The sequence below is a fragment of the Paraburkholderia sp. SIMBA_053 genome, assembly GCF_046534895.1.
GTDB classification, from domain to species: domain Bacteria; phylum Pseudomonadota; class Gammaproteobacteria; order Burkholderiales; family Burkholderiaceae; genus Paraburkholderia; species Paraburkholderia caledonica.
This window is the reverse complement of the sequence record NZ_JAWRXU010000016.1, coordinates 49,370-63,123: the sequence shown is the minus strand read 5'-3', so window position 1 is coordinate 63,123 and position 13,754 is coordinate 49,370. Positions and strand designations below refer to the sequence as shown.

Here is a 13,754-nt window from a genome sequence, read left to right as displayed (position 1 = left end):
GCATGTCCTTCAAAGGTACGAAATTCGTCAGAGCGGCCGGTGCCTCGCAAGCGCACGATATGACGCGCGGGTTCGCGACATGATGTAGAGGCAGCCGGTTTGAGCCGGATTCCTGCGGCGTTCCTTAGACACTCAATTGCTCGTCACACGCGGACGTAGGCAGCGAGCGTCTCCGGAAGCAGCGGTTTCATTACGTGCACGCCCTCTACCGCATATGGCCGCAGCAAGGCGTTGCGCCAGAATTCCTGTTGGGGCAATTCGGTCAAGCCTGCGAGGGCGACCAGAATCAGCACCAGAACGACCCCACGCACGAGGCCGAACATCAAACCGAGCGAGCGGTCCACGCCGCTCAGGCCGGTAGCCTGCACGATGCGGCCAAGCAGCGCGTTCAGCACGCTCGCCACCAGCACCACACCGATCGCCACCAACGCGAAGGCCAGCAGCCACTGTGTCAACGCGCCGCCCGGCCACGTGGACGGGATATACGGCACGACATAACCGACGAAGCGGCAAGCAATGAAAAATGCCGCAATCCAGCCGATGAGCCCGAACACCTCGGACAAAAACCCGCGCCACGTGCCGCGCAAGGCCGACAAACAGATCACCGCCATTACAGCGTAGTCGAAGGCAGTGAACATCGCTCGCTTACTGTGCAGCGCCGTTGTTCGCGCCCGACGACAAGCCGGCCTCACGAACCTTTGCAATTGCGGCACTCGCCGCTGCCCGGTCCGCAAACGGGCCGGCACGCAAAAGTGTGAGCGTTGTGCCGTCAGCCTGTTTCCGATGTTCGGTATATGCGGGCACTCCGGCCGCTTTCAACTTGGTTGCCCAACTGCGCGCATTCGCTTCGTTTGCAAAAGCGCCGAGCTGCACAGCGAAACGGCTGCCCGGCGGCGAGGCCGGCGTGCCCGAATTCGCGTCCGTATTGGCGACGGCGTTGGATTCCTCCGCCGATGGCGCGGCGGACGTTGCATTGCTGTGCGGTGCCGGCTTGCTGGCCGGCTTCGCGGCAACGGCTGGCGCCGTGGTGGCTGGCGCAGGTGCAGGCGCGGAGTTGGCAGCAACGGCGGGTGCCTGCGGCTTCACAGCCGGCTTGGCGGCGGGCGCAGGATTCGTGCTCGCTTCCGCCGGCTTGGCGTCCTGCGTCGCGCTCTTCTTTGCGCCGCCCGACTGCGTTTGCGCAGACGAAGTAGCGGGCGCGAGGCCTGAAGCCGCGAGTGCTGAGTCGGGCGTCGGATTGTCCGGCGCTACGCCAGCCTGAGTGTCTTCCTCGCGCCGCGCGAGCTTGGGCGCCGGGCGACTCGGGATGTCGATGGAGATGTCGTCTGTGACAGGCTTCGGATGCGAGTCGAGCACCATGGGCAGCACGACCACGGCCGCGACGACCATTGCGATTGCACCAACCAGCCGACGCCGCGCGCGCTGCTTTTCGGGCAACGTGGGGTCGAGCAGCATCGCATCGGCGTCGACGGTGCGCTCCGTGCGGCGCGTTCGCCGCTCCACGCGCTCGCTACGGGCAGCCCGGGTGGAACTGGTGTTTGCGTCGCGCCGGCTGGGCGCGTCGTCTTTCTTGCCGAACGAGAAAATTCCCATGAATCGCTTGGTTCGAGCGTGGCGCCCGTTCAGTGTTGCTGCGATTTACGGTAGGCCATAACGCCGGCTACCGTATAGAAACTGCCGAAAACCACGATTCTATCATTCTCTGACGCCCGCTTTAGCGCATCTTGGTACGCCTCGGCAGGCGTGGCGTAGCGCGTCACGGTGCTGTCGGCGCTGTCGCCCACGCCTTGCGCGTGCAAGGCGGCTTCCAGTTCTTCCGCCGATGCCGCTCGCGGCGTTGGCAAATCGGTCACACACCAGTGGTCGATCTCGCCCTTCAGATGCGCGAGCACGCCGGCAATATCCTTATCGCCCATCATGCCGAACACCCCGTACGTGTACGGGAAAAACCCCATGTTGCCCAGGTTCTGGCTTAGCACGGCGGCCGCATGCGGATTGTGGCCGACGTCCAGCACGACTGCCGGTTTGCCCGGCAGGACCTGGAAACGTCCGGGCAATTCGACGTTCGCGAGACCGAGCCGGATGTCCTGGGCCGAGACCGGCAGACGGTCGCGGAGTGCCTCCAGCCCGGCCAGCGCCGCGGACGTATTGATCAACTGATTCGCGCCGCGCAGCGCCGGATAGGCGAGCGCGGACCGGCGCAGCGTCGGTCCGACGTAGCTCCATTGCTGGCGCTCGCTGCCGGCCTGCCCTTCGTAGCGGAAATCGCGGCCGAACAACCACAAATCGGCGCCAATCTGGTCGGCATAGTCGATCAGTGTTTGTGGCGGGACCGGGTCCGCGCAGATCGCCGGCTTGCCCGCCCGGAAAATGCCAGCCTTTTCGAGCGCAATTTTCTCTCGCGTGTCGCCGAGGTATTCCGTGTGGTCGATGTCGATGCTCGTGATGATCGCGCAATCGGTGTCCAGAATGTTCACCGCATCGAGGCGGCCACCCAGACCGACTTCGAAAATCACCGCGTCCAGTCCGCGCGACGCAAAGAGGCTCATGATCGCCAGCGTCGTGAATTCGAAGTAAGTGAGCGAGACCGGCTCGGCAAGGCTCGCCCGTGCGGTTTCGACCTTTTCGAAGTGCGACAGCAGTTCGGCGTCGCTCGCCATCTCGCCGTTTATCCGCGCGCGCTCGTTGAACGACAGCAAATGCGGAGAAGTATGACAACCCACGGTAAAACCGGCGCGCAGCAGGATCGATTCGAGGATCGCGCACGTCGAGCCCTTGCCGTTCGTTCCGCCGACCGTGATCACCGGGCACGCGAACGACAGTTCCATCGCGTCGCGCACCTGACTGATGCGCGTGAGACCCATGTCGATGCCGACCGGATGCGCGGATTCAAGGTGCGTGAGCCACGCGTCGAGGGTGGGGAATGTGGTCATCGGGTGAATCGCGAGAAAATCATTGAGCGGTGCGACGAACATGCGCGGGACGGCACATGGTGCTGCAGGTGAGACCGTGATTATCCCGGAAATGGCAGCGCGCCGCTTGATTGCTCACGCGGCGCGCTGTTTTTACTGCATTTCAACGACGACGGCGTTCGACGGGCGTTCCCGTCAAGCGCCGCTTACGCGACGGCGTCCGCCGGCTGATGGCTCAGCAACGCCATCAATTGAGCGAGTTCTTCCCGCAGCTTGCGACGGTCCACGATCATGTCGATGGCGCCCTTCGTCAGCAGGAACTCGGCGCGCTGGAAGCCTTCCGGCAGCTTTTCACGAACGGTTTGTTCGATCACACGCGGGCCGGCGAAGCCGATCAGCGCCTTCGGTTCCGCGATCACGACGTCGCCGAGGAACGCGAAACTCGCCGAGACACCGCCCATGGTCGGGTCGGTCAGCACAGAGATGAACGGCAGCTTGGCTTCGGCCAGCTTGGTCAGCATGGCGGTGGTTTTCGCCATTTGCATCAGCGAAAGCAGGCTTTCCTGCATCCGCGCGCCGCCCGAAGCGGTGAAGCAGATGAACGGCACTTTTTGCTCCAGCGCGTTCTGGGCGCCGCGCGCGAAGCGCTCGCCGACCACCGAACCCATCGAGCCACCCATAAACGAGAATTCGAAGCAGGCCACGACGACTGGCAGCGTGTGGATCGCGCCGCCCATGACGACCATTGCGTCGGTTTCGTCGGTGTCGTCCATGGCTTCTTTCAGGCGGTCCGGGTACTTGCGGCTGTCTTTGAACTTGAGCGCGTCGACCGGGACGATTTCCTGACCGATTTCGTAGCGACCTTCAGGATCCAGCAAGCCGTCCAGCCGCTCGCGCGCGCCGATACGCATGTGGTGATCGCACTTCGGGCAAACGTGCAGATTCGCCTCGACGTCGTTGCGGTACAGCACGGCTTCGCACGACGGGCACTTGATCCACAGGCCTTCGGGGATCCCCTTTCGGTTCTTCGGGTCGGTTTGTTTGATTTTCGGCGGCAGCAGCTTATCGAGCCAGCTCATATTCAATCCTTCTGGGGTCAACGGTCGAGCAAACGGCGGGACAAACCCGCCGCTGGCACTACAGACGACAAAATTACTGTTATCGGGCGGTCGCGACGCTGTCGAGCGCTTCGCGCACTTCGGCGACGAAGCGTGTGAGCGTCCCGGCGGCGGCTTCGGGAGCCGTCTGCTCGAGCAATTGCACGATACGGCTGCCGATCACAACGGCGTCGGATACTTCGGCCACGAGACGCGCCGTTTCGGCGTCACGGATGCCAAAACCGACGCCCACCGGCAAGGGCACGCGCGACTTGATGGCCGGGATTTTACTCGCGATGCTGGAAACGTCCAGATTTGCCGCTCCGGTCACGCCTTTTAACGAGACGTAATAGACGTAGCCGCTGGCTATTTTGCCGACTTCCGCGATACGTTCGTCGGTCGACGTGGGCGCCAGCAAAAAGATCGGGTCGATGCCCGCGGAGCGCATTTTTTCGGCGAAGTTAGCGCATTCTTCCGGCGGATAGTCGACTACCAGCACACCGTCGACGCCCGCTTCCTTCGCTGCGTTCGCAAAAGCTTCCGCGCCCATGCGTTCGATGGGATTGGCGTAGCCCATCAGCACGACCGGCGTGGTGTCGTTGGTCTCGCGGAAGCGTTTCACGTCGGCGATCACGTGGCGCAGCGAGACGCCGTGTGCGAGCGCCCGCTCGGACGACTGCTGGATGACCGGACCGTCCGCCATTGGGTCGGAAAACGGCACGCCGAGCTCGATCACGTCGGCGCCGCCGGCGGCAAGCGCGTGCATGAACTCGACCGTGCGGGCTGGATCCGGATCGCCGGCCGTCATGAAAGGAATCAGGCCTTTTTTGCCTTGCGCTGACAGCGCGTCGAACGTGTTCTTGATACGGGACATGGAGTTATTCTCGATTAAGCGACTGCTGCGCTGGCGCTCGGCGCGTTGCGTCATTGAACTTCGGTTTGCCGCTGAGCCTTGGGTTTGGCCGGCCGACGCGTTGCGGGCGCGGCAGCAGCCGCGCTCACGCGTTCGCGCGCTATCGCGCAGTAACTTTCATTGATCTCATAGCCGACGAATTCGCGCTGCTGACGGGCGCAAGCGACTGCGGTGGTGCCGCTGCCCATGAACGGGTCGAGCACGCGGCCGCCCTTCGGACAACTTGCCAGCACCATTCGCTCGACAATTTCCAAAGGCTTTTGCGTGGGATGATCGACGCGCTCGGCGTGTTGCCGGTGCAGCCTCGATACAGACCAGACGTCCTTTGGATTATAGCCAAGCTCCAGCCACTTACTGCCCTCGAACAACTTACGCGAACGCGCCTTCTTCGTGACTGCATCGTACGGGATGCGGACGGGATCGAGGTCGAAATAGTAATCTTTCGACACCGCGAAAAAGCCGATGTTGTCATGCACCGAAGTAAACCGGCGCACCGTTCCGCCCATGCTCGGCACACGCCGGTCCCAGATGATCTCGTTGATCATCGTGAGCTTTGTCTTCAGGAAGCTGAAGATTTCCGGCGCGTACTGCCACGTGCAAAAGATATAAAGCGAGCCCGACGGCTTGAGCTTCGGGATTGCCAGCTCAAGCCAACCACGCGTCCAGGCGAGAAAATCGTCGCCGGTTCGCATGTCGGAGTCGTTGCCGTAATCCTTGCCTAGCCCATATGGCGGATCGCACAGGATCAGGTCGATCGACCCGTCGGGAATGTTCGCTACATCGGTCAGAAAATCGCGGTTCAGCAACTGGATGCCCGCAGGCATCTGCGGTAAAAGCAGAGCAGGCGCCCCGGGCGTCAGTGGCGCGCCGGCCGGCGGTATTTCAGTGGTCGCCGGTTGCGGCTCGTCGAACTCGTCACGCATCGGTGCGGTGCTCAGAACTGGATGCCCGATCGCTCGGCGACCGTGTGCATGTCCTTGTCGCCGCGGCCCGACAGGTTCACCAGAAGGTGCTTGTCTTTGGGCAGCGTCGGCGCGAGCTTCGTGGCGTAAGCCAGCGCGTGGCTGGACTCCAGCGCCGGAATGATGCCCTCGATGCGGCAGCAGTCGTGGAACGCCTTGAGCGCTTCTTCGTCGGTGATACCAACGTATTGGGCGCGGTTAATCTCTTTTAGCCACGCATGCTCAGGGCCGACGCCCGGATAATCGAGGCCCGCCGAGATCGAATGTGTCTCGATGATCTGCCCGTTCTCGTCCTGAAGCAGATAAGTACGGTTGCCGTGCAGAACCCCTGGACTGCCGCCGATCAGCGAGGCGGCGTGACGGCCCGACTCGATGCCGTCGCCCGCTGCTTCCACGCCGATGAGCTCGACCGCGGTGTCGTCGATATACGGGTAAAAAATGCCCATTGCGTTCGAACCGCCGCCGACGCACGCGATCACCGCGTCCGGCTGCCGCCCGATGAGTTCGGGCATCTGCACTTTGCACTCGTCGCCGATCACACGCTGGAAGTCGCGCACCATCATCGGATAAGGATGCGGCCCCGCCACCGTGCCGATGATATAGAACGTGTTTTCGACGTTCGTCACCCAGTCGCGCATTGCTTCGTTCAGCGCGTCCTTCAGCGTGCGCGACCCCGACTCCACTGGCACAACCGAAGCGCCGAGCAGCTTCATCCGGTAGACGTTCGCGGCCTGGCGGCGCACGTCCTCGGCGCCCATGTAGACCACGCATTCCATGCCGAAACGCGCGGCGATGGTCGCCGTGGCGACGCCGTGCTGGCCGGCGCCGGTTTCGGCGATCACGCGCGGTTTGCCCATGCGCTTGGCCAGCAATGCCTGGCCGATCACGTTGTTGATTTTGTGTGCGCCGGTGTGGTTAAGGTCTTCGCGCTTGAGAAAAATCTGCGCGCCGCCCAGCAGTTCGCTCCAACGCTGCGCGTGGTAAATCGGCGACGGCCGGCCAACGAAGTACTTTAGTTCGCGCTCGTATTCGGCGACGAACTCCGGGTCTTTCTGGAATTTCTCGTAGGCAGCACGCAGCTCGTCGAGCGCGTGCACAAGCGTTTCAGCGACGAACACGCCGCCAAACTGGCCGAAATGGCCTCTTTCGTCAGGCAAGTTGTACATGGTGATCACTCATATCTGGCGCGCGGCATTCTTTGGGTGCCGCGCCGCGAAATCATCCGGCATCCGCCGCGCGCACCGCGCGTACGAATGCCGCCATCCGGGCGTGATCTTTCACGCCCCTGGCGCCCGGTACTTCGATGCCGCTCGAGACATCGACCGCGTACGGGCGCACGCGATGGATCGCGTCACTGACGTTTTGCGCGTTCAACCCACCACTCAAAACGGCCCGACGCGCGAGCTCTGCTGGAATAAGTGACCAATCGAAAACCTTCCCGCCGCCGCCATAGCCTTCGACATGGGTGTCGAACAGAAAGCCGCTGGCAGCTGAATAGTTGAGAGCCGATTTTACCAAATCGGCCGGTTGAGTATCCGCCGCAACTCGCAGCGCGCGCAACCAAGGCAAACCCGCAACGCCGGCGAGCGATTCGCATTGGTCCGCCGTCTCGTCGCCGTGGAACTGCAACAGCGAAAGCCCGACGTTGCTCACCACCTCGCGCATCCAGTCGGGCGTGGGGTTCACGAACAAGCCGACCACCGACACGAACGGCGGCACCTGATGCACAAGCTCGACGGCCTGCGCAACGCTCACCGAACGCGGACTCGGCGGGTAGAACACGAGGCCGATGGCGTCGGCGCCGAGATCTATCGCGCAGCTGACGTCGGCGGGTTTCGACAGTCCGCACAGCTTGATGCGCGTTCGCCGCGGAATGCCTTGCTCAGGCGCGGCAGCGCCGGCTTCGTTCGCGAGGTTGTCAATCCCGTGATTTTCAAAGTTCATGATGTGCCTGCTCGTTCCATACGGTACTCCACGGCACGCTGCCGGTCTGCGGCGCGGGCACCGCGAAGTGCTCAGGATAGCCCACTTGCGCGAGATACAACCCGTCCGGCATGAAGGTCGGCGCCGCCCATTCGCGGTCGCGGCTCGCGAGCACTTCGGCCATCCACGCGACCGGGCGCCGACCCTTGCCGACATAGACCAGGCACCCCATCAGGTTGCGCACCATGTGATGCAGGAACGCGTTCGCCCGGAAACGGAAATGGATGAAGTCGCCCTGTTGCTGAATGTCGATCTGATACAGATGCTTGACCGGCGTCTTGGCCTGACATTGCGACGAGCGAAACGCCGAAAAGTCGTGTTCACCAATCAAAAGGGCGGCGGCCGCCCGCATCGCGTCTATATCGAGCGACGTGTGCACCCAGCCGGCGCGCGCTGCGAGCATCGGCGAGCGTACGGGATGGACGTACAACAGATAGTGATATGTGCGCTCGAACGCCGAAAACCGCGCGTGGAACGCTTCCGGCATCGGCTTCGCCCACTGCACGGAGATTGTTTTCGGCAAAAACGAGTTCGTCCCGCGAATCCACGAAATGTCCGCTCGATCGAGCTCCGTATCGAAATGCACGACCTGGCCGAGCCCATGGACGCCCGTGTCCGTGCGGCCGGCGACTACGGTGTGCACCGGCGTCTGTGCGAATTCGCGCAGCGCCTTTTCGAGCTCGTCCTGAACCGTGTTGCCATGCGGTTGCGACTGCCATCCGCAGAACGCCGAACCGTCGTACTGAACGCCTAAAGCAATCCGCTTCACGACAACGGAGCGAGCGTCGAGAGCAACGCGCGGGCGTCGTTGCGCGTGGCCGGATCGTTTGACTCGATCACTTCGTTAATCAGCGTGCGTGCGCCGGCAAGGTCGCCCAGTTCGATGTACTCGGCCGCCAGGTCCAGCTTGTTGCGCGCGATGCGGGCCAGGTCGGCAGGCGTGAACGCCGGTAACGGCTGGGCCGGGCTTGGCGGCAGCTCCAGATCGAAATCGAGCTTCAGCGCGCCGAAGCCCGCTGTACCGAGGTTGCCGGCACCGAGACCTGCCACGGCAGCACGGCCGGCGGTCCCGGCTGCGATTTCGTCCGCCGCATGCGGGGCTTCGTCCGCATCGGACGGCAGCACGGCCTGCCGCGCCGTTGCTTCCTGCGACGCGACGGGCTGTGTGCTCAGCGACTCGGGCGCATGAACGGTTTCTGCCGCCGACTCCACGCGCGGCGGCAAGGGCATATCGAGACTGCCGAATGCATCGAGGGCGTCGCGCGGGAAGTCCGCCGGCGCCTGGACGCGCGGCTGGTCGGCCGCTGCCGGTTGCGCGGGCGTGTCGACTTGATCGTCGTGGACTTGCGCGGTTGTCGCCAGCGGCTGCGGACTCAACGGCTCCATCGGCTCGGCCGGCAACGGCTCGTCGTCCCATTCGAGACGATGCGAAAGCGGTTCCGGCTCCCACGCTTCGTTAACCTGCTCGAGCGGCTCGAGCGGCAGCGCGTCGGCGCCTAGCTCGGCGGCGGCGTCGAGGCTGGCAACGGTCGTCGCAGCGTCCAGTTCGTGGTGAACCTGCACCGGCGGGGGTTCGGCTTGTTCCAGCGCAGCGGCTTCTGCGGGCGCGGCGTGGTCGTCGCTCAGCTCGGCGTTCGGCGCCGCGAAGTCCGCCGATGGCTCGTGCTCTCCGGCTGGCTGAGCCGTCTCGCGTACGCCCGCGACCTCGTCGGCAGCGCGTAGCGCAGTATCCCGCTCTGCTGCTCCCTGCTCTGCCGCCTGGCGCGCTTCAGCCTCGCGCGAAGCGGCTGCGCGAATTTCCGCCTCGCGCTCTGCAGCAACACGCTCCGACATTTCACGAGCGGCGGCTTCGCCCTCGGCAGCTTCGCGCTCGGCGGCGGCCATCGCGGCCGCATGCTGCGCGGCGGCGGCGTCCGCGTCGGTCAAGTTAGGCTCGACCACCTCGTCTGCAGGCGCAATCCGATTCGACTGCTCTGCCACGCCGGACGCCGCTGTGCCGTCCGCTGACGCCGCGTGTTCCTCCTGCGCCAGACGCTCACGCTTGCGCCGGCCAAGACGCAAGGCGGTCAACAGCACGACCAGCGCAGCGCCGACCGCCGCCGCGATAGCGAGGTTCGTCTGCGAAATGCCCGTATCGTTCGACGTGTTGGTCGCAGTGCCCGAACGACCGGGCACGACCGCGGCAGACGACGCACCCCCGGCCGATTGCGTGCCGCTTGCAACAGGCGCGACCGGCGCTGCCGGGGCCTTGCCGATGCCGTGCTTCTGCAACTCCATCAGCACGCGATTCTTGAGCGCGAGCAACTGCTGCAAGCTCGACACTTGTGCGCGCGGCTGCGAGGCGCCGGTGGCGGCGGCTGCCTCGCTTGCCGAGGGCTGGACCGAGCCGGCCCACACATGCGTGCCGCTCGCAGCCGATGCAGCTTGCGATCCGGCAGCAGTAGCAGCAGCCGACGATGCCGCGTCGCTCGTCACAGCGGAGCTTGCGTCGCTGGCTGAGCCCTGAACCGCAGGCGAAGTCGCAGCTTGCGTAGCGGGGCTCTGCCCGCCTGCCGCACTCGCCGCTGCTGCACTGCCAGGCGCGGCGCTGCTTACGCCGGATCCGGCTGCCGCATTCGACGACGAGCCGTTGTCAGCCGTCGGCACCGATGCCGGACCCGCTGCAGACGCGGCAACCGCGCCCGACGCGTCCAGCGCCGGCACGTTCAGCACTGAGCCCAATCGCATGCGGCTCGGATCGTGGCCCATGAAGGCGCTCGGATTCGCGTCGAAGAGCGCGCGGGCCGCGCGAGCGAGCGTGGCGCGGTCGTGTGACTGCGTGACGGCAATCGCCACGTCGTTCAGCGACTGACCGGGCCGCACCGTATATTGGCCCCCAGTCGCAGAGGAGACGGCCGCGGTTCCGGAAGCGGATACCGAAGCGCCGTCCGGCGCGCTCGCTGCGTCGACGGGCGCGGCCATGGCGCGGCTCGAAGCGGCGCCAGCCAGCATCACCGCCAAAGCGGCTGCGACCGCAAGGCGGCCGGTATCTGGGCGCGCAAACATGGCCCGAAGGGAAGAGAGTCGAAGATTCATCGGGACTCCTGGCGCGTCAGCGCGCGGCCCTTTTTTGCGGTTATAAAAAGACAAGATATTCGGAGCACACAAATGAAAAAAGCGCCGCGCAAGCGCGACGCTTCTTGAGTTTTCTACGCGTCGTGACCGCGTAGTTTACTTTACTTGTCGAGCACAATGCGAAGCATACGGCGCAGCGGCTCGGCCGCGCCCCACAACAGCTGGTCGCCGACCGTGAATGCCGACAGATATTCACCGCCCATGGCCAGCTTGCGCACCCGGCCGACCGGCACCGTAAGCGTTCCAGTGACCACTGCCGGCGAGAGGTCGCGCATGGACGCTTCGCGCTCATTCGGGACAACCTTGACCCAGTCATTGCCCGAAGCGAGGATGCTGTTCACTTCGTCGAGCGGCACGTCCTTGTTCAGCTTGATGGTCAACGCCTGCGAGTGGCAACGCATCGCACCGATCCGCACGCACAGGCCGTCTACCGGAATCGAACCCGGCGTGCCCATGGCCGGCTTGCCGAGAATCTTGTTGGTTTCGGCGCCGCCCTTCCACTCTTCCTTCGACATGCCGTTGCCAAGGTCTTTGTCGATCCACGGAATCAGCGAACCGGCGAGCGGCACGCCGAAGTTGTCGGTCGGCATGCGGTCGCTATTCATGGCGGACAACACGCGGCGGTCGATATCGAGAATCGCCGACGACGGATCAGCCAGATCTTCTTTGGCTGCGCCGTATAGCGTGCCCATTTGCTGCAGCAATTCGCGCATGTTCTGCGCGCCCGCACCTGATGCGGCCTGATACGTCATGGCCGTCATCCAGTCGACGAGGTTCTCGCGGAACAGGCCACCGAGCGCCATCAACATCAGGCTGACCGTGCAATTACCGCCGATGAAATTCTTCTGCCCCTTCACAAGGGCGTTCTTGATCACGTCGAGGTTGACCGGATCGAGAATGATGACCGCGTCGTCCTTCATGCGCAGCGACGAAGCCGCGTCGATCCAGTAGCCGTTCCAGCCGGCCGCGCGCAGCTTCGGGAACACCTCGTTTGTGTAGTCGCCGCCCTGGCAAGAGATGATTGCTTCGCACTTCTTCAGGTCTTCGATGCTTGTTGCATCTTTGAGCTTGGTCTCGTTTTTGGCGAACGACGGCGCGTTGCCGCCCGCGTTGCTGGTGCTGAAAAACACCGGTTCGATCAAGTCGAAATCGCCTTCCTGTTGCATGCGTTGCATCAGGACGCTGCCGACCATGCCGCGCCAACCTACGAGACCTACGTTCATGACTTCATACCCTTCGAGTGGAAACTTCCCCGCATCTTTGCCCGCAGTGACCGCGCGGGGAAGATGAGCGGGCACGACGGACGATCAGCGCTTCGTGATCGTTTTCGGGGTAATCGTTTTAATGGATGTTGCGGTGGTAATGGCGAGCTTAACCACACGGGCCGTTTTGCCGTGCAGTTTCGAAATCGAGGAGATTTGAGCCGTTTGTGCCATCGCTACAATATACACGAAAACCGGAATCCGGCGACGTCAATGTCCGTCGCTGCCGTCCGTATTACGCGCGAATCGGCCTTTTTGAAGGCCGATTCGCGTTTTTGACGCTGATTAATGACCTGGCTGATGAACTGACCGATCTTCCGTCAAGCCAGCCGCGCAGCCGAAAGCTTGTCGACGCGCGAGCGGTAGTTACAGCGCCGCGACGACGGCGTCGCCCATTGCGACAGTGCCGACCTGCTTGCAACCGGGCGTCAGAATGTCGCCGGTTCGGTAGCCTTGTTCAAGCACCTTCTTCACCGCATTTTCGATGCGATCCGCCTGCTCGGCCTTGTTCAGCGAATAACGCAGCATCATGGCCGCCGACAGAATAGTGGCCAGCGGATTCGCGACGCCCTTGCCCGCAATGTCCGGCGCGGAACCGTGCGACGGCTCGTACAAGCCCTTGTTGTTCTTGTCGAGCGAGGCCGACGGCAGCATGCCGATCGAGCCCGTCAGCATTGCCGCTTCGTCCGAAAGAATGTCGCCGAACATGTTGCCGGTCACGATCACGTCGAACGACTTCGGCGCCTTGACGAGTTGCATCGCGGCGTTGTCGACGTACATGTGCGACAACTCGACGTCGGCGTATTCCTTCGACACGTCGATCATGACGTCTCTCCAGAATTGCGACGTTTCGAGCACATTGGCTTTGTCCACAGACGTGAGCTTCCTGCCGCGCTTTTGCGCCGCCTGAAACGCGACGTGGGCGATGCGGCGCACTTCCGGCTCCGAGTAGCGCATCGTGTCGAAGCCTTCCTTCGAGCCGGCGAACAGGCCGTCCGGCGCTTCGCGCACGCCGCGCGGCGCGCCGAAGTAGATGTCGCCGTTCAGCTCGCGCACGATCAGAATATCAAGACCCGAAACGATTTCTTCTTTCAGCGACGACGCACCGGTCAATTGCGGATAGCAGATTGCCGGACGGAAGTTCGCGAACAATTGCAGATGCTTGCGCAGACCGAGAATCGCCTGCTCGGGGCGCAGCGCGCGTTCGAGCTTGTCGTACTTCCAGTCGCCGACGGCGCCGAACAGAATGGCGTCGGCTTCCTTAGCGAGCGCGAGCGTGGAATCGGGCAGCGGATGACCTTTCGCCTCGTAGCCCGCGCCGCCAACCGGCGCTTCTTCCAGTTCAAACTTTTCGCCAAGCACGTTCAGAACCTTCACGGCCTCTTTGACGATTTCGGGACCGATGCCGTCGCCCGGCAGCACTGCGATCTTCATGCGAATTCCTTAATGATTGTCTTCCAGGCTTCGAGCCTGAGCTAACAGGCGCGCCTCAAGCAATTAAGCACTCAAGC

Annotated in this window: 12 protein-coding genes; all 12 read right to left on the bottom strand. The window is 63.5% G+C overall.

The features are described 5' to 3' along the window. Positions 1-143: 143 nt before the first annotated feature. Positions 144-638: a CvpA family protein gene (locus SB753_RS30240; RefSeq protein WP_410803523.1), complete on the bottom strand. Its 495-nt coding sequence runs from the start codon at positions 636-638 to the stop codon at positions 144-146. Positions 639-645: 7 nt separating this feature from the next. Then, positions 646-1,593 (bottom strand): SPOR domain-containing protein, encoded by a 948-nt coding sequence (locus SB753_RS30235; protein ID WP_410803521.1) that lies wholly within the window; start codon positions 1,591-1,593, stop codon positions 646-648. 29 nt (positions 1,594-1,622) lie between these two features. Further along, positions 1,623-2,933 (bottom strand): bifunctional tetrahydrofolate synthase/dihydrofolate synthase, encoded by a 1,311-nt coding sequence (gene folC, locus SB753_RS30230; protein ID WP_027805099.1) that lies wholly within the window; start codon positions 2,931-2,933, stop codon positions 1,623-1,625. 185 nt (positions 2,934-3,118) lie between these two features. Next, entirely contained in the window at positions 3,119-3,991 is an 873-nt protein-coding gene (gene accD, locus SB753_RS30225) for an acetyl-CoA carboxylase, carboxyltransferase subunit beta (protein ID WP_012428630.1), read from the bottom strand. Between the two features lie 79 nt (positions 3,992-4,070). Next, positions 4,071-4,883: a tryptophan synthase subunit alpha gene (gene trpA / locus SB753_RS30220; protein ID WP_408131400.1), complete on the bottom strand. Its 813-nt coding sequence runs from the start codon at positions 4,881-4,883 to the stop codon at positions 4,071-4,073. Positions 4,884-4,933: 50 nt separating this feature from the next. Further along, the gene (locus SB753_RS30215) at positions 4,934-5,845 is read right to left on the bottom strand and encodes a DNA-methyltransferase (RefSeq protein ID WP_410803518.1); all 912 of its coding nucleotides are present in this window, start codon (positions 5,843-5,845) and stop codon (positions 4,934-4,936) included. A gap of 11 nt (positions 5,846-5,856) precedes the next feature. After that, positions 5,857-7,050, bottom strand: a complete 1,194-nt coding sequence (trpB, locus tag SB753_RS30210; protein WP_020071052.1) for a tryptophan synthase subunit beta — start codon at positions 7,048-7,050, stop codon at positions 5,857-5,859. 52 nt (positions 7,051-7,102) lie between these two features. Then, positions 7,103-7,828, bottom strand: a complete 726-nt coding sequence (locus SB753_RS30205; RefSeq protein WP_310071945.1) for a phosphoribosylanthranilate isomerase — start codon at positions 7,826-7,828, stop codon at positions 7,103-7,105. Beyond that, a complete protein-coding gene (gene truA / locus SB753_RS30200; protein WP_131319599.1) occupies positions 7,818-8,636 on the bottom strand; it encodes a tRNA pseudouridine(38-40) synthase TruA in 819 nt (272 codons plus the stop codon). The genes SB753_RS30205 and truA overlap by 11 nt, the downstream gene beginning before the upstream one ends. After that, positions 8,633-10,942: a FimV/HubP family polar landmark protein gene (locus SB753_RS30195; protein ID WP_410803515.1), complete on the bottom strand. Its 2,310-nt coding sequence runs from the start codon at positions 10,940-10,942 to the stop codon at positions 8,633-8,635. Before SB753_RS30195 ends, truA begins: the two co-directional genes overlap by 4 nt. A gap of 140 nt (positions 10,943-11,082) precedes the next feature. Continuing rightward, the gene (gene asd, locus SB753_RS30190) at positions 11,083-12,204 is read right to left on the bottom strand and encodes an aspartate-semialdehyde dehydrogenase (protein ID WP_027805102.1); all 1,122 of its coding nucleotides are present in this window, start codon (positions 12,202-12,204) and stop codon (positions 11,083-11,085) included. A 405-nt stretch (positions 12,205-12,609) separates the two neighbouring features. Further along, positions 12,610-13,677 carry a 3-isopropylmalate dehydrogenase gene (gene leuB, locus SB753_RS30185; RefSeq protein ID WP_410803512.1) on the bottom strand — a complete coding sequence of 356 codons (1,068 nt, stop codon included), beginning with the start codon at positions 13,675-13,677 and terminating at the stop codon, positions 12,610-12,612. Positions 13,678-13,754 lie beyond the last annotated feature (77 nt).